Here is a 21,285-nt window from a genome sequence, read left to right as displayed (position 1 = left end):
GCGTGCGAGAGGGCAGTCTCCGCGCGGCTGTCATGGGGGCGACGATACGTGACGACAAGATTTCAAATCGCGGCATCGGCGTGCTAGTCTTTCTCCACCGAGACGTCTCTCCCTCATATGCGGAGGAGTTAGCATGCCGGAACCAGCAACTCTCATAAAAGAGACGGACTACGGAACGCCGCGCGCGAAGTCGGCGAAGTCCGTGACGCTGACAATCGATGGTCAGCAGGTGACGGTGCCTGAAGGCACATCAATCATGCGCGCCGCAGCCGAGCTTGGCACCATGGTGCCGAAGCTCTGCGCTACCGACAGCATAGAGGCCTTCGGCTCGTGCCGGCTCTGTGTCATCGAAATCGAGGGGCGCGGCGGAACTCCGGCAGCCTGCACCACTCCGGTTGCTCCAGGTATCGTCGTCAAGACGCAGACACCGCGTCTCATGCAAATTCGCCGCGGCGTCATGGAGCTCTACATCTCCGATCATCCTCTGGATTGCCTTACCTGCGCCGCCAACGGCGATTGCGAGCTGCAGGACATGGCCGGCGCGGTCGGTCTGCGCGAGGTGCGCTATGGCTACGACGGAGCCAACCACGTGTTCGCCAAGAGGGGTGGCGAGGTCAACGCCGAGTGGCGGCCGAAAGACGAGTCGAACCCCTACTTCACGTTCGAGCCATCCAAGTGCATCGTCTGCAGCCGCTGCGTGCGGGCGTGCGAGGAAGTGCAGGGCACATTTGCGCTGACGATTTCCGGCCGCGGCTTCGATAGCCGCGTTTCGCCCGGCATGGACGAGGCGTTTCTCTCTTCCGAATGCGTGTCCTGCGGGGCCTGCGTGCAGGCGTGCCCCACGGCCACGCTGATCGAGTCCTCGATCGTCGACATCGGCCAGCCGGAGCACAGCCTGGTGACGACTTGCGCCTATTGTGGCGTGGGCTGCAGCTTCAAGGCCGAGATGCGCGGCGATGAGGTCGTGCGCATGGTGCCGTACAAGGATGGCGGCGCCAACGAAGGTCATTCCTGCGTCAAGGGCCGGTTTGCGTTCGGCTATGCGACACACAAGGATCGCGTGCTGACGCCCATGATCCGCGAGAAGATCAGCGATCCGTGGCAGGTCGTCTCCTGGGACGAGGCGATCAACTATGCGGCGAAGCGACTGAAAGACACGCAGCGGAAGTATGGCAAGGATTCCATCGGCGGGATCACGTCGTCGCGGACTACGAACGAGGAAGTCTATGCGGTGCAGCGGATGGTGCGCGCGGCTTTCAACACCAACAACATCGACACGTGCGCCCGCGTCTGCCACTCGCCGACCGGCTACGGGTTGAAGCAGACCTTCGGAGAGTCGGCGGGAACGCAGGACTTCAGAAGCATCGACGTTTGCGACGTGATCATGGTCATCGGAGCCAATCCGACCGACGGCCATCCCGTATTCGGGTCACGCATGAAGAAGCGCATCCGCGCGGGCGCGAAGCTGATCGTGATAGATCCGCGGCGAACGGACATCGTGCGCTCGCCGCACGTCCAGGCCGCTTATCATCTGCAGCTTCAGCCATCGACGAACGTCGCGATCATCAACGCGATCGGTCACGTCATCGCGACCGAGAACCTGATCGATCGCAAGTTCGTGGAGCGGCGCTGCGAGCTGTCCGACTTCGCCCGCTGGGAGGAGTTCATTAAGCGCCCGGAAAATTCACCCGAAGCACTGGAGCCAATCACCGGCGTTCCGGCCGAAATGGTGCGCGGAGCCGCCCGTCTGTACGCGACTGGCGGCAATGCGGCGATCTACTACGGCCTCGGTGTCACCGAGCACAGCCAGGGCTCGACCATGGTGATGGCGATGGCCAACATCGCCATGGCGACGGGAAACATCGGGCGCGAAGGCGTGGGCGTCAATCCATTGCGCGGGCAGAACAACGTGCAAGGCTCCTGCGACATGGGCTCTTTCCCGCACGAGTTTCCGGGGTATCGCCACGTCGCGAACGTCGAGGCGCGCACGCAATTCGAAAGGGAGTGGAAGGTCGAGCTGTCCGGTGAGCCGGGGCTCAGGATCCCGAACATGTTCGATGCCGCGTCTGATGGCGTGTTCAAGGGGCTGTTCATCCAGGGCGAGGATATCGCCCAGTCCGATCCGAATACGCACCACGTGGAGCATGCGCTGTCGGCGATGGACATCGTCATCGTGCAGGATCTGTTCCTCAACGAGACGGCGGCGTTCGCGCACGTCTTCCTGCCCGGCACGTCGTTCCTGGAGAAGGACGGCACGTTCACCAATGCCGAGCGGCGGATCAACCGCGTGCGAAAGGTCATGCGCGAGAAACAGGGCATGGCCGAGTGGGAAGTCGTTTGCCGCCTCGCCACCGCGATGGGCTATCCGATGAATTACAATTCGGCGTCCGAGATCATGGACGAGATCGCACGACTGACGCCGACGTTCCAGGGCGTCTCGTATGAGCGTCTCGACGAACTCGGATCAATACAGTGGCCGTGCAACGACGAGCGTCCCGAAGGCACGCCGGTGATGCACGTCGACGAATTCACGCGTGGCAAGGGGCGCTTCATGCTCACGGCCTTTGTGCCGACAGCCGAGCGTACCAACCGCAGTTTCCCGCTGATTTTGACGACCGGGCGCATCCTCGCGCACTACAATGTCGGCGCGCAGACGCGGCGTACCGACAATGTCGTGTGGCATCCCGAGGACATACTGGAGATTCATCCGCACGACGCAGAGGTGCGTGGCATCGGGACCGGCATGAAGGTGTCGCTCGCGAGCCGGGTGGGCGCGACGACGCTTACGGCCGTGGTCTCCGATCGCATGCCGCAGGGTGTCGTCTATACGACGTTCCATCATCCAGTGACGGGCGCCAACGTGATCACGACGGACAACTCGGACTGGGCCACAAATTGTCCCGAGTACAAGGTCACGGCAGTCCAGGTGACGATCTCGAATGCACCTTCGGAGTGGCAGGAGGAACAGCGGGTGAGGACGATGGCCAACAAGCGTATCGTCAAGGACGTGACGCTCGAGGCAGCGAAGTGATCCGTGATCGCTTTTTAGGTTTCAGGTCGGGCTAAATCACAATTGCCCATCCGCATCACAACGGAATTGGATCATGCAAGTCAGCAACCTTGTCCGTATGGCAAACCAGATAACCGACTTCTTCGCTGTCTATCCCAAGGAGGAGGCGCTCGACGGCATCGCAAAGCACATCCATGCCTCGTGGGAGCCGCGCATGCGCAACGCGTTGAAGGCGCACATCGACAGCGGCGGCGCCGGGCTGCAGCCGCTTTGCATCGAGGCAATGACCCAATACTACAGAGGCCCGAAGATTCCGAACGCCCGCCGTGTTCACCCGACCCGGTCGGCCGCGCCAAAGGGCGGGGAGCCCAGTTTTGCGGACGGGGGCGGAGACGGCTGAAGGATTGGGCGCCCACCGGAAGCGTCGAGGGTTGTTCTCTCCGCAGCGGCGCTAGTCAGATCTTCTGACAACTACGCGTGACTGGCATCCGCTTAACTCCAGCGCGTCCCGCGCCGATTGAAGGCCCGCGCATCCCGGCCGTGGGGCCGGGAGACGGCTTTCGCCTGCTCCGCGCGCCGCGCTATTCCTCATAGAAGCTCTCAGGGTGTGCCCGATATTTCTCGCCGGAAGCGATCAACTCGAGGGCCGGAAGATCGCGAATGACGAGAAGGCGAGGGCTTGCCAGGCGAATGAGCCCGTCCGCCTTAAGGTTCGCCAGGACCCGTCCCACGGTCTGTCGCGTCAAGCCGAGATAGCTCGAGAGCTCGGGCTCCGTCATCATGACGCGCGTGTGCAAGACGCGCCGCGAGTCCTCTGTGCTTCGAATAGTGGCGCATGCCGGCAGCGACAACAACGCGGATGCGACCAGGCGAGGGGCCGCCTTCCGGCCGCGGAACGCAACCTGATCGCGGATACGCGCTAAACTGGTGGCGAGCTGTGCGGAGATCAGCTGTTGGGCCTCGATCGACTCCTGGATCGCCGAAATCGGAATGCGCCGCACGATTGCGCGCGTCATCGCCATCGCCCCGAACTCATAAGCCGCCAATGTCGTCACACCGACGATTGCCCGTTCTCCGAGCGCCTCTAGGACTTGTTCATTTCCCTCATCGGTGGGGCGGGTCAGCAGGACAGCGCCCGAAAGCACCTGATAGACGGCATTGGCCTTTTGCCCGCTTTTGAACACCCATGCTCCTTCCCGGAAACAAGCGGTGTCGGCCTCTTGCGCCGGCTTCGATGGCGAGCGGCCGGGAGCAAGCTCCTGCTTTGGGGTCACGAGGTCTTGATTGATATTGTGAGTATTTTCGCCGCGCCGCATTGCGGTGGACGTTTGTTCGGTCTGCATTTTGCTGGCTCTCGCTCAACACACCGCCTCTGCCAAGCGGGGCAGAGACCGGTTGCCAAAGATCCGTTGTGGCTCGTGTGATCAGGCGAGAATCTGGGGAGGGGCGCGAGGGCGCGCATCGGCAGTAATGAAAAGGCGCTCTCCCGAACGTATTGCAGCGCGAGCGCCGAGATCTTCCGAGAGAAGCAGCAGGGGCGCGCCGAGCGACCCGTCGGGGTTGATGAGCCCAGGAGCGCCTGTCAAAAGGCAGGCGTCGCAGACCTTTCCAAAATGGGGTGCGCGTGGAAGGCCGGACTCGCCGCTGCTGGTCAAGCAGAGTTCGGGAATTGTGCCGTCCGGCAGAGCATATGCCGAGAGATCCTGCGCGGCGCTTGCCGGCCGATGGGCAAACGGCAACATGAGCATCGCCATCCCATAAAGGATGGTGACGACGGCCCTGATGGCCTGGTGCCTGTTCAAACCGCGCATAGTCAGGATAGCTTTATCAAAATGGCAGACGGGACTTTATACCATATTCGCCGTGCTTGATAGATGAACACTATCCCTTCTCCGACGGGGCAGGTCCTCATTGGTTTTGGTTGACTTGGCACCTGCCGGGGGCTTGCCCGCCGAAGCTCGTGCCTGCGGTGGACGGTCAGGCCAGAGGTGCCAGCGCGAGTGAGACGTGGATCGTGTCGCCGTCGACCGTCGTCGTCATGGGCAGACCGCTGCGGCGGAAAACGCCCAGCATGGCTCCGTTTTGCGCCAGGACCTCAGCTTCAAAGCGCGTCAGCCCTCGCTCGCGGGCAATCCGGACGAGATGCCTCAGGAGAAGAGAGGCTACGCCACGGCCGCGCCATTCCCCGGCTGAGACGAAGGCAAGCTCCGCAACGGTAGCTGCGTCCCGGCCCGGTGCGGCGGCGTAACGGCCGCCGCCTATCAGCGGCGCGCCTTTCTCGGGCGGGCCAATTGCAACGAGGGCGACGACGTGGTCGAAATCGACATCCGTGATCGCATGCAGCTCTTGGTCGGTCAGGGCCTTCTTGTACGTGAAGAACCTCGTGTAGACGGACTCGCGGTCGAGTCCCCTGAAAGCAGCGAGGATGGCGGACCGATCGTCCATGCGGATCGCACGGACGACCACGGGCGTGCCGTCCGAAAGCGTGTCGTCCGCGAAATAGTGCTTCGCGTCAATCATGACACCGGTCCATGAGCGTGCGCCGCAAAGAGAGATTGCCGCAATTTACTATATCATCCGATGGCGTACTTGTTGGTTCGTTTGGTATAGTGACGATTAGCGGTCGCCGAGGCTTGAACCGTTTCACGGAGGCGCGCTGGATGCCTCTCACAGAGATCGATACCGAACTGGACTATGGGACCGGAGCCGCCGGCGTCCGGAGGCCTGCGGTTCTGCGAGGGCTTGATGTCTGCGCGGCGGCGCAATCCGGATCGTCCACAGCGGTGAAGGCAATGCCGGCCGCAATCGGTCAATGCGCAAGAACCAAATACCAGTGAGCGGCTGACGCGGGCGTGAGCCCGCCGGGCAGGGAGGTTTGCATGGCGGAGCGGCGGATGGCTCGAAAGGGCGTGAACGAAGCCGGCAAGCACAAATCCGACGACGACGATTTGAACAGTGAAGGCAAGCTCAAGCGGAAAGCTTTCGAGAAGGAGCTCAAACGCCTGCATGGCGAGCTCGTCAAGCTTCAGGAGTGGGTTCGGCACGAGGGGCGCAAGATCTGCATCGTGTTCGAAGGCCGCGACGGCGCAGGGAAGGGTGGCACGATAAAAGCCATCACGGCCCGCGTCAGTCCGCGAATTTTCCGCGTCATCGCGCTTCCCGCGCCGACGGAGCGCGAAAAATCGCAAATGTACATTCAGCGCTACATTCCCCATCTTCCGGCTTCCGGCGAGATCGTGATTTTTGACCGCAGCTGGTACAATCGCGCAGGCGTGGAGCGCGTGATGGGGTTCTGCTCCGCCGAGCAGACGAAGCGTTTCCTGGATGTGGTTCCCGACGTGGAGAAGGCTATCACGGAGTCGGGGGTCATTCTGCTGAAGTACTGGCTGGAGGTCAGTCCGGACGAGCAGACGCGCAGGCTGGAAGCCCGCATCGACGATCCGCGCAAGATCTGGAAGCTTTCTCCGATGGATTTGAAGTCCTATACGCGATGGGACGATTATTCCGAGGCGCGCGACGACATGTTCCGAGCGACGGATACTGCGTGGGCTCCCTGGTATGTTGCAAAGTCGGACGACAAGCGAAAAGCGCGGCTCAACATCATCGAGCACATACTGAGCAAGATCCCTTACAAGAGCGTTCCGCGAGAGAGGGTCAAGCTGCCGAAGCGGAAGGCGTCGGGGAAGGCTTCCGAGCATACGGTCAAAGAGATTCCGGCACGCTACTAAGCCGGGCCGGAAAGGGGCTCTTGCCCTTCGGATGAGCTGGGCGGTCTGCGCCTAATCGATGATGTGATAGCCGCCGTCTATGTAGAGCGTTTCTCCGGTGATCAGCTTGGCGCCGTTCATCGCGAGCACGGCGACGGCCACGCCGACATCGTCGATCGATACGAGGCTGCGGCTTGGCGCTTTCGATTGCGCTTTCTGCAGGAGCTTGTCGAACTCGCTGATGCCGGAGGCGGCGCGTGTTTTCAAGGGACCGGGCGAAATCGCGTGGACACGGATGCCTTGCGGGCCCAGCTCGGCCGCGAGGTAGCGCGTGGCGGATTCGAGCGCTGCTTTCACGGGGCCCATGATGTTGTAGTTTTCGACGACCATTTGCGAGCCGTAGTAAGTCATGGTGAAGAGCGTGCCGCCGTTCTTCATCAGCGGCTCGGCAAGTTTGGCCATGCGAATGAATGACCAGCAGGACAGCGACATCGCGAGCAGGAAGCCGTCGCGAGAGCAGTCCACCACCCGGCCGTGAAGATCGTCCTTGGGAGCGAAGGCGATGGAATGCAGCAGGATATCGAGGGTGCCCCACTTCTTCTCCACGGCATCGAACACGGCTTCCAGCTCGCCTGGCTTCTGCAAGTCCAGCGGCATCAGAATGGTGGCTTTCAACTCGTGCGCCAGCGGCTCCACGAAGCGCTTCGATTTTTCATTGAGGTATGTCACTGCCACCTCGGCGCCGAACGCATGAAACGCTTTCGCGCAGCCCCACGCGATCGACTGGTCGTTGGCGATGCCCGTGACCAGCGCCTTCTTGCCCTTGAGAAGGGCCAGGGTCGAAAGATCGATCATGCGCTTTTTTCCTGAAAGCCTGCATACTCGCGCTTGCGCATCACCTGGAGGGTGTGCGTCGCGATCATTAGCTCTTCATCCGTGGGGATGACGAAGCATGGAATTTTTGTACCTTTGCGGGAGATGCAAAGAGCGTTCTTCTTGTTGGCCTGCGAGGAAAGACGCAGGCCGAGCCATTCGAGCCGCCGGATGACGGCTTCGCGGATTGCAGGCGCGTTCTCTCCGATGCCTGCGGTGAACACGAAGGCATCGATGCCGCCCATCGCGGCCGCGAGCATCCCGGTGAACAGGGCAATGCGATACGTGAAATAGTTCAACGCGAGGGCTGCCCGCGGGTCGGTGCTGGCGAGAAGATTACGGACGTCGTTGCTGATGCCGGAAAGGCCTTTGAGGCCGCAGTCCTTGTAGAGGAAGTCCTGGACCGCATCCGCGGTCATGTTCTTTTCCGTCAGGAGATAGAGCACGACGCCCGGATCCAATTGCCCTGGACGGGTGCCCATAGGCAACCCGTCCATGGCGGTGAAGCCCATGGTGCTATCCATGCTCTTCCCGCCGGCAATCGCGCACATGGAGGCCCCGCTGCCGAGATGTGCTACTACAATCCGACCGTTCGAAATCTGAGGCGCGACCTGAGGCAGGCGCTGCGCGATGTATTCGTAAGACAACCCATGGAAGCCGTAGCGGCGCACGCCTTCCGCGTAGAGGCTCTGCGGGATGGCGTATCTGTCCGCAAGCTCCGGATGACCGCGATGGAATGCCGTATCGAAGCAGGCCACTTGCAGCAGATGCGGACGGCGCTCCAAGACAGCGCGGATAGGGGCGAGGTTGTTCGGTTGATGGAGTGGAGCGAGCGGCGTCAGCTTCTCCAGCTCGGACAGGATTGCCGAGGTCATCACCACGGGACTGGCATAGTGTGGACCGCCATGGACGACGCGATGGCCGAGAGCGTCGGGCAGGTTGCCGCCGATCTGGGGGCGTAGAAACGCAATGACCTTGTCGAGCGCGGCCGGAATGGTGGCGACCTCGGAAGGCGGCCACGTCTCATCGGCGAGGATCGCGCGCTGGGACGTGACCGCGACCAAGCGCGGCCGGGTTCCGATGCCGTCGACCTGCCCTTTGATCATCCGTTCGAGCCGATCGCCCGCTCCAACCGCGAACAGCTGGAATTTGATGCTCGAGCTTCCTGCGTTGACCACCAGAATTGTTTCGGTCATGGCTCACGCCCTTATCGGTTCCTTGTTCCTGCGGCTGTAAGCGAGAAGCGATGCGACCGCGCACGACGCCAGCCGAGTTCTCACGTTGTCGGCGCGCGATGTGAGGATCACGGGCACGCGGGCGCCGAGCACGATGCCGGCTGCGTCCGCTCCCGACAGGAAGGTCAGGTTCTTGGCCAGCATATTTCCTGCTTCGAGGTCCGGGACGACGAGGATCTGTGCCTGGCCAGCGACCGGCGACTTGATGCCCTTGATGCGCGCGGCCTCGAGGCTGATCGCGTTGTCGAAGGCGAGCGGGCCGTCCAGAATGCCGCCTGTGATCTGTCCGCGGTCCGCCATCTTGCACAAAGCCGCCGCTTCGATCGTGGAGGGGATGCTGGGGTTCACCGTCTCGACAGCCGACAGGATCGCGACCTTTGGTACGCCGAGGCCAAGCGCGGCGAAGAGGTCGATGGCGTTCTGAATGATGTCCCGCTTTGCCATAAGATCGGGAGCGATGTTCACGGCAGCGTCCGTGATGAACAGGGTCTGAGCGTGGGTGGGGACGTCCATGATGAAGACGTGACTGATGCGCCGCCCCGTGCGCAGTCCGCCCTCCCGTCGCGTTACCGCGCCGAGAAGCTCGTCGGAGTGAAGGCTGCCCTTCATCAGCAGCTCCGCCTTGCCCTCGCGGACCAGCTCCACGGCCTTCTCGGCGGCCGCGATGCTGTGCGGGACATCGATGATCTCGTAGTTGCCGAGGGCGAGGCCGCACGCTTCGGCCAGCTCGGCGATACGACGCTCGGGACCAACGAGGATCGGAGCGAGCAGCCTGTGCTCGGCCGCCTCTATGGCGCCGCGGAGGGAGGTTTCGTCACACGGGTGCGCCACGGCGACGGGAAGGGGAGGCAATTCCGCGGCTGCCGCAATCAGCCGCTCGTATTTCTCGTGCCGGTGAATATGAGAGACAGTGGCCTTCTTGGTCATGAGAATGGCCCTCCCGACGTCACAACACACTACGCAGCCTGCTGGCTACCACTTGAGGTAAAGCGCTGCGTCTCCTGGCATGCCGCCCGGAAAACTGATGATTTCGGCATGAAGCTTGTAGCCGAGAGGGCGGAGCTCTGCGTCGAAGAAATCGTAGGCCTTCTTCGCGAAGCCTTGCAGCGTGCTCGGCCATTCCGGGTCTGCGATGTTGATCCTGCGTCCGCCGTCGCTGCAGTAGCTGCTCGGGAACGTGATCACCTGGATCTGATGCAGTCCGCGCTGGGCGGCAACGCTGACCGCCTGGTTCAAGCGGTCGAATACCTCGGGATGGATCTCGCGCCCCATGAAGGCATCGCGTAGCTCGAGCTGCTTCTGATCTTTCTTTTGTTTGAGTTTTCGCTCCTCGTCCATTTTCGCCGCTTCGGCGTCGGAGGCCATCAGATTGAGATCCGTAGGGCGTAGTAGCGTCGCCATGGTCGCTCTCCCATTCGCTATCAATCACTGCGGGTGTTTGCCGCCCCTCACCGTTTGCACGCGTGCGGGTCTTATGCGGGCCGCGTGCAGACGTGCCTGGGTTTCGTGCTCAGCGGGGAGGCTGGCCTTCTCTGTGGCTGCCTCGTCGATGAGATGCTCGATGTGGGTCAGCCGCGCTTTGGCTTCATCACTGCGCAGGCCAACGGCATCCACCATGCGATGAAGCGCGTCCGCCATGCGTTGCGTGAGCGCAGGCTCTTTGGCGAACATGCCGGGGAGTGCCGCCACGGCTTTACGCTCGTCCAGCAACAAGAGCAGGAACTGCTCGCGCAGGACGCGCTTGAACTCATCGAGGCTGTATCCTTTGCCGGCCTCCTTGCGTATGGCGCGCAGCAGATTGAAGCCGCGCTCGTCGATCACGCCGTCGGGCATGCGGATGTAAATCAGTGCACGCAACGCCGCTTCGCGCGGCCCACCCTGGGAGGCACGCTCCTTGATCTCGGCGATATGCCGGCGCACGAGGGCGGCGTGGGAGGCTGTCATTGGCTGGGGCCGATAGGCTTGATCGTCGCCCGTCCTCAAACCGGCGAGAGCCTGCAGGAGCGGCGACCCGTAGATGGCGTGAAATGCGCTCTCGAGCGCCTTGTCTCGCGTCTCACGGTAAGCATCGAGCGACGTCTCGATGAAATCCGAAACGTGGTTTTGCGCCTGCCAAAGGCTATTGCTTTCCGGAACGGGCTGGCGTGTCTCCCGGACGTTCTTCACCATCCATTCCAGCATCTTAACGTAGGGATTGTCCTTCGACAGCATCTCGTACTGGAGGCGGAGCGGATGGAGATTGCGGATGGCATCTGCCATCCACTCGGTGGTGTAGGCCTTGAGCCAAGGCTGAACGAAGGTCCGATACAGGCCGAGGTTGATCTCCGAGATCCGCGCGACGGCCGCGAACTCGCGCTCGTCTGCAGCATCGTTGCCGCCGAATGCGCGAATGTCGTCCAGGGTGCGAGATTCGAAGCGGACCAGATGCTCGCCTTCGACGAGTTCGTCTTTTGCGTCCGTCTCCTTTTTGGGCGTGATGACGGCTTCGTAGAGCCCCGGCGGCAGAACATCGATGAGGTCGATGTTGCTCGCAAACTCGTCGTGCTCCTTGCGGGCGACGGAACCCGAAACGAAAATCCCGAGATGCCCGATGGTCTCGTGAACCGCGTAAACGATCGTCTGGCCGTGGGCTCGAATGTCATCCACCGAGGTATAAAGGTCGAGGATCCAGCCGAGTGCCTGCTGGGGTGGCGTGATGTTGTCGGCCTTCGAGCAGAAGACGAGTATGGGCGATCTGATGTTCCGGAGATCGACTTGCGCGCCGTCGCTCATCGTCAGCGCTCCGCGCGCAAGCTTGTTGCCGATGAACAGCTCGTCGGCGATGAACTGCATCTCCGCCGCGTTGAGTAGAACATGCCCGCCCCACCACTGCTCGAACTCGAGGAAGCGAGGCGCCTCTTTGTCGACGTTGGCGTAAAGGTTATAGTGCTTGGACCACAGCGTGTTGGCCGGGTTCAGGTTTTCGAAGTTGGAGACCAGCCACGCACCATCGAACTTGCCTGCGCCTAGATCTCCGGTGAGGGCCGTCAGCCAGCTTCCGCCGAGCAGGCCGCCCGTGAAGCGCATCGGGTTCTCGCCGCGCACGCCTGCCCAGTAGGAAAGCGGCGAGCCTGCGATGATGATTGGGCCAAACAGATCGGGTTTCAGCGCGGCGAGCATCATGACCGCCCAGCCGGCCTGGCAGTTTCCGATGACGGCGGGCTTTCCGTCGGCCTTGGGATGATCGGCAATGACGCGTTCGAGAAAGGCTGCCTCCGCGAGCGCAACATCCTCGATCGTTTGGCCGGATACGGGGGAAGGCAGGAAGCCGACGAAGTAACAGGGGTGCCCCGCTTTGAAGGCGACCCCTATCTCGCTATCCGGCTTGAAACCTCCGATGCCGGGGCCGTGGCCCGCGCGAGGATCCACGATGACGAAGGGACGTTTGCTGTCGTCGATGGTTGCGCCGCGGGGCGGCTTTATGCGAGCGAGGACGTAGTTGACCGGCCGGGGCAGGGCGCGGCCGTCCATCACAAGCTCACAATCGAATTTCAGGACGTGGGGCGCCTGCTTTGCGGCGTGCGCGTCGTAGCGGGCGCTGCGTTCGCGCAAGACGTCGAGCGTGAGGATGCTGCGTTGCCAGGCGTCGATCCAATACGCCATGGCATCTTGCGTAAGACTGAACGCCCATGGGGCCTGGAAGGATTGCAGCGAACGTGTAGCGGCCTGCGTACTCATGAGCAGCCTCTCGATCTACGTTGTCGCGCGGCGGGTGAGGCGTGAATGCCTACTTCGTGAGGCTGAGCTTGAGCTCAGGTCTTGCCCCGTCGAGCGATCCGGCCGGGCCGGCACTTTTTCGCGTAGTTACTGATCGTATTGAGTGTGACGTGCAGGATGATCCTGGCGTCGTAGACAGCGCCGCCGCACGGAGCGCAAAGCCCGGTTCTCACACTGCCGCGAAATCGAATGCCTCGGGTCTCCATAGCAAACTCACTATTGCTAGCCCGTCAGCGCGTATTTGATTCAGAACAATCGTATCATTTCGGAATTATAAATTTTACTATTGATGGGCGGCTTTAACAATGAAGCATTTTAGCGTCGCGAGCTTTGCATCAAAGCGCGCTGAGGTTCAAGCAGGAATCTGATTTCCCTTTTTTCAGAACGGCTTTTATACGGCCGTCACTCGATCTCCGATGGTCCGACTTCAACGGCGTCGGCCGGTGGGGTGAACAAAAACAGGTCCTGACTGAACGCCGGCGTGTCGACCCACGCGAATTCGTTCGTTTGCACTGTGCGATCGTTGGCATCCAGTTTTCGGCTTACGATTCTGCACGGAACGGGAGCGCCGTCCTTCCTGAGCCAGACGTCCCATTGCTGCTCAAAGCGCTGAACGCTGAAGCGATCGCACGTTTCTTCGCCAATGTTCTGGGAGCCGATCGCCTTCGAGGAGACCTGTTCCCCGTAGTCGATGGTCCAGATGAAGTCGATCAGCTTTGCCTGAGTGCCGAGCAGACCGATGGCGGTGTACATCGTGCCGATCATGGAATCCTTGCTCGGTATTCTCGCGTATTTTCGGGCGTTGGGGCGGTAGATCGTGAGCGTCGTGCCATCCGAGATGAAGAGATAGTCCTCCTTCCCCGACGACAGCTCGATGCGGAAGCTTTTGGGCCTTTTGATAAAGAAGTGCGCCGTGCCGCTCCGCCCCATTCCGGGCAAGTCGCTGGTTTCGCGGAACGATGTCTTGAACTCGACGGCGGGGCGCTGCTGGAGGTAATCGTGCATGCGCGTCAAGGCGCCGAGGTCGCCGCGGCCTTGGTCGACCGGCACAATGCCACCGTCCGTCTGGGCAGCGCCGCCTCTGATCCACATCAGAGAAAGCGTGAGGCAGATAAATAGCATTCTGCGCATGCGTGCCTCCGCGACAGGTGATTCAGGGGAAAACCACGGCACGACGAAGATACGCCGCGGGTGACGTCTGCCAACTCGGGGAGCGCGTTAACTTTAAACGATTTCAAGCGCAGATCCGTAAATGAGAAAACGGAAAGCGCAGCGTACGAAAAATTATAGTCGGGAAAGGTCTCCGGTCGTGCTACAAATTTGTAAATCCCTGCGCCTCTCCAATGAAAAAATCGAGTGATGTGCGGGGCTTGTGGTTTTGGTGCTATCTCTGGGCGGCGTTCATTCCCATCTATCGCCTTTTGAAGATCGACAAAGTCAACGATCAGCGTTCAGGAGGAGGGAAGCAATGGCGGACCTGCATCCGGCGGCTACCCCGCATCTCCCAATTTTTGTTACCGCGCCCGATCAAACCGACGTGCTCATGGTGGTCATGGCGATCATTCTGATCGGCTCAATATTGGCCGCGGGCGTTTTCTTTTTCTGGCTGCACTCGCTTCCGGAGCGGATGGTTCACAACAAGGCCCAGTTTGATGTCGTCGCCGTGCTGGCTCTGCTTTCGTTGTTCACTCACATCCACGCGTTTTGGGTCGCGGCCTTGCTGCTGGCGCTCGTCAAGATCCCGGACCTTTCCTTTCCGAGCTTTTCCAAGCCGCTGGACAGCATCGCGGGTTCGCTCGAGACGATGGCCGCAGGCCAGGCGCCGCCCGGGGACCGAAGGCCGGCGCAGGTTCCGAACTCAAAGAAAGTTGGCCGTAACGACACTCCCAAGCGCGCCTGACGCGCGGAGGCCGCCATGCTCGAGCTGCTCCTCTGCTCATTTTTCACGATCCTGCCGGACTACCTCTATCGCCGTTACGGGGAGGGCAAGCGGCTTGGCGTCGAGATCGGATTCTATTCGGTTTGGTACGAGCTGAGGTACGGCATCACGGCGTGCCTGATGCTGACGATCGCGCTGATCACCACGATCTTCTATTTCCATCCCTCGACCACAAATGTGACCAGCTACTTCCGGACGGTTCCCATCCTGCCTGAAACGAACGGGCGTGTTGCCGAGGTTTTCGTCGGCTTCTCGGGGCAGGTTAAGAAGGGTGATCCGCTTTTCAGGCTGGACAGCCGCAAGGCGGAGGCGCAGCTCGAGGTCGCCACGCGGCAGATCGCCGAAGTGGAGGCGGCCATGACTGTGGCGAAGGCGGATATCGCCGCTGCGGAAGGCCAGATTCAGCAGGCCAAGGGGGCCTATCAGCAAGCGCTCGATGAGCTTGCGATGAAGGAGACGCTGCAAGCGCGCAACGCGGATGTCGTCGCGCAGCGTGAGATCGAACGGCTCCGCAATGTCGCGGACGGGCGCAAGGGTGCTTTGTCGGCCGCGGAAGCCGCGAAGCAGGCCGCCGAAACCAAGCTTTCGACGTTGTTGCCCGCCGAGAAGGCGAGCGCGGAGGCGGCGAGAGATCAAGCCGAGGTCGAGCTGTCCAAGATGCTCGTCACGGCGGGTGTCGACGGGCATGTGGAGCAGTTCACCTTGAGAGTGGGGGATGTCGTCAATCCGTTGATGCGCCCGGCCGGCGTCCTGATACCGGCTGGGGCAGGCCGGCAATATCTCATGGCCGGCTTCAATCAGATCGAAGCGCAGGTGATGAAGACGGGGATGATCGCGGAGGTGACCTGCGCTTCGAAGCCGTTGAAGATCATTCCGATGGTGGTCACTTCCGTGCAGGACTTCATAGCCGCGGGGCAGGTTCGCACGTCGGAGCAACTGATCGATGCGCTCCAGACGGCGCGCCCCGGTACCCTCACGGTTTTCATGCAGCCGCTCTATGAAGGTGGGCTCGATGGGATCGTTCCGGGCAGCAGCTGTGTGGCGAATGCCTACACCAGCAATCACGATAAGCTCGCGAGCGGAGAGCTGGGCATCGGAAGCTGGCTTTTCCTGCATGCGGTTGACGCGGTCGCGCTCGTTCATGCGATGATCCTGCGTCTGCAGGCGCTCGTTCTGCCCGTCAAGGTTCTGGTCTTCTCAGGACACTGACGTCGAATACTGGGTCTCGGTAGATGCCATTGCTCGCGAGAGTAGCGCCCGGCCTCGTGGAGTTGCGCCATTACAGGCGAAGCGATGCGCCGGCCGACATGAGAGCGGGTCTGTCGGTTGCGGCGGTCGCTATCCCGGTTGCCATTGCCTATGCGGAGCTTGCGGGTTTTCCTCCGCAGGTGGGGCTTTATTCCAGCGTTCTTCCGCTCGTCGCCTACGCGGTTCTAGGCTCGTCACGCCAGCTCATCGTCGGGCCCGATGCGGCGACGTGCGCGGTGGTCGCCGCCGCCGTTGCGCCTCTCGCCGCAGGAGACGCGACGGCCTATGCGTCGCTCTCCGTCATGCTGGCGGCGTTGACCGGGCTCATCAGCATCACGGCGAGTTTTTTGCGGCTCGGAGCGCTCGCCGACTTTCTGTCTAGGCCCATTCTCGTCGGCTTTCTCAACGGCGTCGCGCTCTCTATCGTGCTCGGACAGGCCGGCAAGATTTTGGGCTTTGATGTTCACAATGCGGGCATCCTCCCGCGGCTGGTGGAGATCATCGGCAGCCTCAGTCAGGTCCATCTCCCGACACTTGCGCTCGCGGCTGCAACCTTCGCTGTCATTATCATCGCGCCACGCCTTTGGACGTGGCTGCCGGGTGCGCTCGTGGGGCTCGTTTTCGCCGGGGTGATCGTGCAGGCATTCGGCCTCTCATCGGCGGGCATCAAGACGCTGGGGTTCGTCCCTGCGGGGTTGCCCGCTCTTGCGATGCCCCGCGTTGATCCCGCGCTGCTGCCTGCGCTTCTGGCCGATGCCGCAGGTCTGGCTTTGATCAGCTTTTCGAGCCTCATGCTCACGTCGCGCAGCTTTGCCTTGAAAAATGGCTACGACGTCGATCCCGATCGGGACTTCGCGGCACTTGGGGCGGCCAATATCGCGTCGGCGCTTTCGCAGGGCTTTGCCATCAGCGGAGCAGATTCGCGGACGGCGGTCAGCGATGCGTCGGGCGGGCGGACCCGCGCCGTGGGCCTGATTGCGGCCGTTGTGATCGTTTTCGTTTTGCTCTTCCTGACGGAGCCGCTGCGATATATCCCCACGGCGGCGCTCGGCGCCGTTCTCGTCATGGCGGGTCTGTCGCTCGTGGATATCGGTACGGTTCGCCTCATCTATAGGATCGACAAAACGGAGGCGCTCCTTTCTGTTGTTGCCACGCTCGGTGTCGTGGCTGTCGGCTCCGTCAATGCCATTCTGCTGGCTGTGATCCTTGCGCTCGTGCGTTTCATCAGGGTGCTTTCTCGTCCGAGCATTGAAACGCTGGGGAAGGTCGGCGGTATTCCGGGGCTGCATTCGCTCGAGCGGCATGATGCAGGGGAAGCCATCCCGGGGCTGCTTCTGGTTCGCTTCAATGCCCCGATCGCGTTTTTCAACGCCCCCTATTTCAAGCGGGAGGTGATGAAGGCGGTGGAGCAGGCCGGGCCCGATCTGCGGCATGTCGTGCTTGATCTGCTTCCCATCCCGAACATCGATGCGACCGGGATCCTGACGGTACGCGAGGTGGTCGAGGCGCTGGGCCAGCGGGGGATTACCTTCAACGCGGCAGGTCGGGCCACCGAGTGGCGTCGCTGGATGCTGGCCCGCGGGTTCCACGACGAGCGCATCCGTCTGTTCCCCACCTTGCGCCAGGCGATCCGCGAATTGGGGGATGAGGGTGGCCCGGCGTTGAAGAAGGGAGAGCAATAAGTGCGGCGGCGCGCATAAGCCAAGCGGGTTTCGTTTCCGATATGCGGCTAGGCCGCGGCGTTTGCCGATTGGCCGGGGGCGCGTGGCAGCGGAAATCCGATGGATGGCTCCCCCACGAACGCGTGCGATCCCACGTGTGTCAGCTTGCCTTGCGTATCCAGCCAGATCTTGCCGCCAATGGATCGGAAGCGGCGGCAGAACGCGAAATCCTCGCTGAGATAAAGACCGTCTTGATGGTCTATCTCCGTCTCGAACAGGGCATACCCAGAGCGAGGCTTGGCGTTGCTGTAGGAGTGAATGGCGCGGTAAGCCGTTTCCGGAAACGCCGTGATCATGCGCTCGATGGCTCCGCGCTTGATCAGCATGAAGCCGCAACCGGCGTATTGCCCGGTGACGAAGTCGCCGCGCTGTTCGAATTCGTTCGCATCGCAGGCGAGACCGACGTAGCGCAAGGAGGCCGTTTCGGCGGCTACGCCAAGCTTCATCTGATCGAGGGACATCGGGCCCCAGTCGCGCACCTTCAAGGGGTAGATCCCGCAAACGACATCCTCGTCGAATGCGACCATGCGTTCGACCTGGCTCGGTTCGAAGCCAATGTCTGCGTCGATGAACAGAAGGTGTGTCGCGTTGCTGTCGAGGAAGTGTCCGACGAGCGTATTGCGGGAGCGCGTGACCAGGGAGTCGTGCCCTTGAAGGGCGACGACGATCTCGAGTCCCATGCGTGTATTGTAGGTCGAGAGCGCAAGCAGAGATAACGTGTATTCCTGCGAGACGAGCCCTCCGTAACAGGGCGTGGCTATGAATACGGTTGGTCGCGCAGGGGGCGGCATCTCGGCCATGGATTGTTCCTGGAAAGAGAAATTTCCCCGAACGCTAGGTTGATTCGCATCGTTTGAATGTTTCGAAGCATCTCAAATTGTTTCGCATGACGACAGGCGAGCCGTCCCGAAGTCCTGGGGGCGGCGCGGTCGAGCAGCCGCCTTCACCGAGGCCTTTGGCGGGCTCCAGGCTGCCATCAATTCCGCTGTTTTAAGAATCATAACCACGCTGTGACACACTTCCCGGCTCAATTGGCAGGGAACGTCTCCACGGCGGTCGGCATTTACACAGAGCCGCCTCTGGAGGGGACTTATAGCTCAACGGGTTAGCACATGTTTCGCGGGACGTTCGTTACCATCGTTCAGGCGTTCTTGCTGGTCGCTGCGCTCGCCACGGCTGGGACCTCCGCGGTTGCGGAGCCGCGCAACAAGACAGCGCGGAAAGCGCCAGAGCCGGAAGTTACGCTCACGGGGCCCGCCGTTCTGGCGGTGGTGTCGCTTCGCGATCAGCGTATTTCGGTTTATGACGCCGCCGGAAATGCGGTGAGGGCGCGTGTTTCGAGCGGGCAAACGGACTACGAGACTCCTGTCGGTATCTACAGCATTCTCCAGAAGAACAAAGACCACTATTCGAACCTCTACGACGACGCGCAGATGCCCTTCATGCAGCGTCTGACATGGTCGGGTATCGCGCTTCACGCGGGGGCCCTTCCGGGTTACCCCGCTTCGCACGGCTGCGTTCGTCTTCCCTACAACTATGCCGAGAAGATTTTCGGGTTGGCGAAGATCGGCACCCGCATCATCGTCGCCCGGGAGAATATCGCGCCGTCCGAGATCTCGCATCCTCTGTTGTTCAAGCCCGCCGCCAGCGGTGCGCAGGCCTAGGCGACGCCGATCGGCTATGAGCCGGATAGCGAGGCCGGGCCGGCGCCCTTCATGCCGGATCTGCGCAACTGGCCCGAACGCCAAGCTCTTCTCGAGCAATTGAGGGCTGTGGCCTCGACGAAGGCAGCCGAAGCGGACGCGGCGGCTCCCGAATTGGATGAGCTCAAAAAGGCGCTCAAAGAGCGCGAGGCTGCTCGCGCCAAGACCGCAAAGGCGCTGAAGCGCGCCGAGAAGGCGAAGAGCAAGGCGGACGGCTGGGTGGCCAGCGTGGCCAAGCGCGCGGCTGCGGCCAAGACGGACCGCGCCCGCAAATCCGCAGAAGCCGAAGCCGCAAAGGCAGCCGCTGCCGCCGAAAAGGCCGCTTTTGCCTTCCACGACGCGAAAACCAAGGACGATGCAGCGGGAGCGGAGCTGGCCCAGGCGACGGATGCGTTCAAGGTGTCCGATGCCGTAAAGAGGAAGGCGACCGAGGCTGCGAAGGAAGCCCGGCGCAAGACGCTGCCGGTTTCCGTCTTCGTGAGCCTCAAGACCCAGAGGGTCTATGTGCGGCAGGGGCATGAGGCGGTGCTCGACAGCCCCGTGAGTATCGCCAATGCCGATATTCCGATCGGAACCCACGCGTTCACGGCAGTCGATTACAAAGGGAATGGCGATGATGTCCGCTGGAACGTCGTGACCATTCTTCCCCGTCAGGCTGACGACTTCGATGACGATGGCTACAACAGGAGCCGCCGCACGACATCTGGCGCCGATGTTCCCCCGCAGACGGATGTCGTGGCCGCGAAGGCCGCGCTCGACCGCATCACGTTGCCGCCGGAGGTCGTCTCGAAGGTGTCGCAGTATGTGTGGCCGGGATCTTCGATCATCGTCTCCGACGAGGAGATGAGCAAGGAGACGGGCGAGGCGACGGATTTCGTCGTGCTGATCAGCGGCGAGCCGCAGGGCGGTATCAAGAAGCGTCCGCGTCAGCAGCCCAACTATTACCAATACGACCCGTACTACGACGACTATTACTACTACGGCGACCGGCGCCGCAGACCGCAGCGCTACACGCCGTTCTTCAGCTTCTGGTAGCTGCTTGAAGAGGGATGGTCATTGGCGGGCGGAAGGGCCAGCAGGCTTGCCGTTGTCGCTTGGGCGATTGCAGCGTGGGTGTGCGCGATCGGCCTCGCGACGGCGGAACCGGTAAATCCGGAGCGTTCCCAGGCCGAGAAGCTGGAGCGCTGGCAAGCTGCGCGCAGCGGCCGCCTTCAGCTTCCGTTGCCAGGGACGCCCGATACGGAAAAGCTGATCACGCGTCTTGCCAATGCCGGCATGCAACTCGGCGCGCCCGTGCTGATCCGCATCTTCAAGGCGGAATCCGAGCTCGAAGTGTGGATCAAGAAGGGCCGCGCCTTCGAACTCTTCGCGACCTACCCGGTCTGCTACTGGTCCGGCGCCCTCGGTCCCAAGCGCCATGAAGGAGACCGGCAGACACCGGAAGGGTTCTACACAGTCACGGAGGATCTGCTGCATCACGGCCAACGCTGGCGGCGCTCTCTCAACGTCGGCTATCCGAACATTTTCGATCGCGTCAACGGGCGTAGCGGATCGGTCATCCTCGTTCACGGGGGCTGCGATTCATCGGGGTGCTTCGCGATGACGAACGCCGTGAATGCCGAGCTTTACGATTTGGTGTCCGCCGCGCTCCGCATCACACCGCATGTTCCCATGCAGATATTTCCGTTTCGCATGACCGATGCCAACGTCGCGGCCAATGCCGCCTCGCCTTGGGCCCAATTCTGGCGGGACCTCAAGGACGGGTACGACTCCTTCGAGCGTACGCGCCTGCCGCCGAAGGTCTCCGTATGCCAGAGACGCTACCAGGTTCGCGATGCGTCTCCGTTCGAGCGTGAGCCTGAGGGCGTCGAGCTTTGCGACCAGGATCGCGACAGTCTCCCGCCTCATCTCGATCAGGCGGGGCGGGTGCTTGGCAAGCAGGCTCAAGCAGCGGAACGGCCGGCGCCTGCGTGCGATCTCGCGCGCCCGAGCTGCCGCAAGTGGGTATCGCTGCGCGACCGCAAAGGTGCGAACCGGGCCGTCGCAGGCCGTGGCGCGGGAAGCAAGCCATCGACGATCCGCTAGCTTGTGAG

Annotated in this window: 18 protein-coding genes; 9 read left to right on the top strand and 9 right to left on the bottom strand. The window is 61.9% G+C overall.

Going from position 1 to position 21,285, the window contains the following annotated elements; translation table 11 throughout:
- Positions 1 to 133 precede the first annotated feature (133 nt).
- Positions 134 to 3,031 (top strand): formate dehydrogenase subunit alpha, encoded by a 2,898-nt coding sequence (gene fdhF / locus F812_RS0121535; RefSeq protein WP_020088063.1) that lies wholly within the window; start codon positions 134 to 136, stop codon positions 3,029 to 3,031.
- A gap of 73 nt (positions 3,032 to 3,104) precedes the next feature.
- Positions 3,105 to 3,410: a formate dehydrogenase subunit delta gene (locus tag F812_RS0121530; RefSeq protein WP_040499011.1), complete on the top strand. Its 306-nt coding sequence runs from the start codon at positions 3,105 to 3,107 to the stop codon at positions 3,408 to 3,410.
- Positions 3,411 to 3,591: 181 nt separating this feature from the next.
- On the opposite strand, the gene F812_RS25820 is transcribed toward F812_RS0121530, so the two are convergent.
- Both F812_RS25820 and F812_RS0121515 read right to left on the bottom strand, forming a co-directional pair.
- On the bottom strand, positions 3,592 to 4,353 hold the full coding sequence (locus tag F812_RS25820) for a Crp/Fnr family transcriptional regulator (RefSeq protein ID WP_020088061.1): 762 nt from the start codon (positions 4,351 to 4,353) through the stop codon (positions 3,592 to 3,594).
- Positions 4,354 to 4,987: 634 nt separating this feature from the next.
- Positions 4,988 to 5,530, bottom strand: a complete 543-nt coding sequence (locus F812_RS0121515; protein WP_020088059.1) for a GNAT family N-acetyltransferase — start codon at positions 5,528 to 5,530, stop codon at positions 4,988 to 4,990.
- 374 nt (positions 5,531 to 5,904) lie between these two features.
- Between F812_RS0121515 and ppk2 the strand changes: the two genes are divergently transcribed.
- Positions 5,905 to 6,738: a polyphosphate kinase 2 gene (ppk2, locus tag F812_RS0121510; protein WP_051113904.1), complete on the top strand. Its 834-nt coding sequence runs from the start codon at positions 5,905 to 5,907 to the stop codon at positions 6,736 to 6,738.
- A gap of 51 nt (positions 6,739 to 6,789) precedes the next feature.
- On the opposite strand, the gene fabI is transcribed toward ppk2, so the two are convergent.
- From fabI to F812_RS0121480, 6 genes are all read right to left on the bottom strand, one after another.
- Positions 6,790 to 7,572, bottom strand: coding sequence for an enoyl-ACP reductase FabI (gene fabI / locus F812_RS0121505; protein ID WP_020088057.1), 783 nt, complete (start codon positions 7,570 to 7,572; stop codon positions 6,790 to 6,792).
- On the bottom strand, positions 7,569 to 8,786 hold the full coding sequence (locus F812_RS25035; RefSeq protein WP_020088056.1) for an acetate/propionate family kinase: 1,218 nt from the start codon (positions 8,784 to 8,786) through the stop codon (positions 7,569 to 7,571). The genes fabI and F812_RS25035 overlap by 4 nt, the downstream gene beginning before the upstream one ends.
- A 3-nt stretch (positions 8,787 to 8,789) precedes the next feature.
- Positions 8,790 to 9,752 carry a phosphate acetyltransferase gene (locus tag F812_RS0121495; RefSeq protein WP_020088055.1) on the bottom strand — a complete coding sequence of 321 codons (963 nt, stop codon included), beginning with the start codon at positions 9,750 to 9,752 and terminating at the stop codon, positions 8,790 to 8,792.
- Between the two features lie 45 nt (positions 9,753 to 9,797).
- Positions 9,798 to 10,226 (bottom strand): hypothetical protein, encoded by a 429-nt coding sequence (locus F812_RS0121490; RefSeq protein ID WP_020088054.1) that lies wholly within the window; start codon positions 10,224 to 10,226, stop codon positions 9,798 to 9,800.
- Positions 10,227 to 10,250: 24 nt separating this feature from the next.
- Positions 10,251 to 12,467 (bottom strand): DUF3141 domain-containing protein, encoded by a 2,217-nt coding sequence (locus tag F812_RS25030; protein WP_020088053.1) that lies wholly within the window; start codon positions 12,465 to 12,467, stop codon positions 10,251 to 10,253.
- A 516-nt stretch (positions 12,468 to 12,983) separates the two neighbouring features.
- Positions 12,984 to 13,712 carry a DUF2092 domain-containing protein gene (locus F812_RS0121480; RefSeq protein WP_020665399.1) on the bottom strand — a complete coding sequence of 243 codons (729 nt, stop codon included), beginning with the start codon at positions 13,710 to 13,712 and terminating at the stop codon, positions 12,984 to 12,986.
- A gap of 337 nt (positions 13,713 to 14,049) precedes the next feature.
- Between F812_RS0121480 and F812_RS0121475 the strand changes: the two genes are divergently transcribed.
- From F812_RS0121475 to F812_RS0121465, 3 genes are read left to right on the top strand one after another with little or no spacing between them, the layout of a single operon-like run.
- On the top strand, positions 14,050 to 14,481 hold the full coding sequence (locus F812_RS0121475) for a hypothetical protein (RefSeq protein ID WP_020088051.1): 432 nt from the start codon (positions 14,050 to 14,052) through the stop codon (positions 14,479 to 14,481).
- A 15-nt stretch (positions 14,482 to 14,496) separates the two neighbouring features.
- Positions 14,497 to 15,729, top strand: a complete 1,233-nt coding sequence (locus tag F812_RS0121470; protein WP_020088050.1) for an HlyD family secretion protein — start codon at positions 14,497 to 14,499, stop codon at positions 15,727 to 15,729.
- 23 nt (positions 15,730 to 15,752) lie between these two features.
- Complete coding sequence (locus F812_RS0121465) at positions 15,753 to 17,450, top strand: SulP family inorganic anion transporter (protein ID WP_051113903.1); 1,698 nt, start codon at positions 15,753 to 15,755, stop codon at positions 17,448 to 17,450.
- Between the two features lie 47 nt (positions 17,451 to 17,497).
- Here the strand turns inward: F812_RS0121465 and F812_RS0121460 are convergent, their stop codons facing one another.
- Entirely contained in the window at positions 17,498 to 18,289 is a 792-nt protein-coding gene (locus F812_RS0121460) for a glycosyltransferase family protein (protein ID WP_020088048.1), read from the bottom strand.
- A 312-nt stretch (positions 18,290 to 18,601) separates the two neighbouring features.
- Here F812_RS0121460 and F812_RS25815 point away from each other — a divergent pair, with 312 nt between their 5' ends.
- Genes F812_RS25815 through F812_RS25020 form a run of 3 tightly spaced genes read left to right on the top strand, consistent with a single transcriptional unit; the run spans position 18,602 to position 21,277 of the window.
- Positions 18,602 to 19,153: a L,D-transpeptidase family protein gene (locus F812_RS25815; protein WP_020088047.1), complete on the top strand. Its 552-nt coding sequence runs from the start codon at positions 18,602 to 18,604 to the stop codon at positions 19,151 to 19,153.
- Between the two features lie 51 nt (positions 19,154 to 19,204).
- Positions 19,205 to 20,227 carry a hypothetical protein gene (locus tag F812_RS25025; protein ID WP_020088046.1) on the top strand — a complete coding sequence of 341 codons (1,023 nt, stop codon included), beginning with the start codon at positions 19,205 to 19,207 and terminating at the stop codon, positions 20,225 to 20,227.
- 21 nt (positions 20,228 to 20,248) lie between these two features.
- The gene (locus F812_RS25020) at positions 20,249 to 21,277 is read left to right on the top strand and encodes a L,D-transpeptidase family protein (RefSeq protein WP_020088045.1); all 1,029 of its coding nucleotides are present in this window, start codon (positions 20,249 to 20,251) and stop codon (positions 21,275 to 21,277) included.
- Positions 21,278 to 21,285: the final 8 nt, after the last annotated feature.

Origin of the sequence: Hyphomicrobium zavarzinii ATCC 27496, assembly GCF_000383415.1 — a bacterium.
GTDB lineage: Bacteria > Pseudomonadota > Alphaproteobacteria > Rhizobiales > Hyphomicrobiaceae > Hyphomicrobium_C > Hyphomicrobium_C zavarzinii.
This window is presented reverse-complemented; position numbering and strand designations above follow the sequence as displayed.

What these genes read in the sequence shown, in the direction of transcription:
- fdhF (WP_020088063.1), top strand. Translation starts at nt 134, where the DNA reads ATGCCGGAACCAGCAACTCTCATAAAAGAGACGGACTACGGAACGCCG.
- F812_RS0121530 (WP_040499011.1), top strand. Translation starts at nt 3,105, where the DNA reads ATGCAAGTCAGCAACCTTGTCCGTATGGCAAACCAGATAACCGACTTC.
- F812_RS25820 (WP_020088061.1), bottom strand. Translation starts at nt 4,353, where the DNA reads ATGCAGACCGAACAAACGTCCACCGCAATGCGGCGCGGCGAAAATACT.
- F812_RS0121515 (WP_020088059.1), bottom strand. Translation starts at nt 5,530, where the DNA reads ATGATTGACGCGAAGCACTATTTCGCGGACGACACGCTTTCGGACGGC.
- ppk2 (WP_051113904.1), top strand. Translation starts at nt 5,905, where the DNA reads ATGGCTCGAAAGGGCGTGAACGAAGCCGGCAAGCACAAATCCGACGAC.
- fabI (WP_020088057.1), bottom strand. Translation starts at nt 7,572, where the DNA reads ATGATCGATCTTTCGACCCTGGCCCTTCTCAAGGGCAAGAAGGCGCTG.
- F812_RS25035 (WP_020088056.1), bottom strand. Translation starts at nt 8,786, where the DNA reads ATGACCGAAACAATTCTGGTGGTCAACGCAGGAAGCTCGAGCATCAAA.
- F812_RS0121495 (WP_020088055.1), bottom strand. Translation starts at nt 9,752, where the DNA reads ATGACCAAGAAGGCCACTGTCTCTCATATTCACCGGCACGAGAAATAC.
- F812_RS0121490 (WP_020088054.1), bottom strand. Translation starts at nt 10,226, where the DNA reads ATGGCGACGCTACTACGCCCTACGGATCTCAATCTGATGGCCTCCGAC.
- F812_RS25030 (WP_020088053.1), bottom strand. Translation starts at nt 12,467, where the DNA reads ATGGCGTATTGGATCGACGCCTGGCAACGCAGCATCCTCACGCTCGAC.
- F812_RS0121480 (WP_020665399.1), bottom strand. Translation starts at nt 13,712, where the DNA reads ATGCGCAGAATGCTATTTATCTGCCTCACGCTTTCTCTGATGTGGATC.
- F812_RS0121475 (WP_020088051.1), top strand. Translation starts at nt 14,050, where the DNA reads ATGGCGGACCTGCATCCGGCGGCTACCCCGCATCTCCCAATTTTTGTT.
- F812_RS0121470 (WP_020088050.1), top strand. Translation starts at nt 14,497, where the DNA reads ATGCTCGAGCTGCTCCTCTGCTCATTTTTCACGATCCTGCCGGACTAC.
- F812_RS0121465 (WP_051113903.1), top strand. Translation starts at nt 15,753, where the DNA reads ATGCCATTGCTCGCGAGAGTAGCGCCCGGCCTCGTGGAGTTGCGCCAT.
- F812_RS0121460 (WP_020088048.1), bottom strand. Translation starts at nt 18,289, where the DNA reads ATGGCCGAGATGCCGCCCCCTGCGCGACCAACCGTATTCATAGCCACG.
- F812_RS25815 (WP_020088047.1), top strand. Translation starts at nt 18,602, where the DNA reads ATGTTTCGCGGGACGTTCGTTACCATCGTTCAGGCGTTCTTGCTGGTC.
- F812_RS25025 (WP_020088046.1), top strand. Translation starts at nt 19,205, where the DNA reads ATGCCGGATCTGCGCAACTGGCCCGAACGCCAAGCTCTTCTCGAGCAA.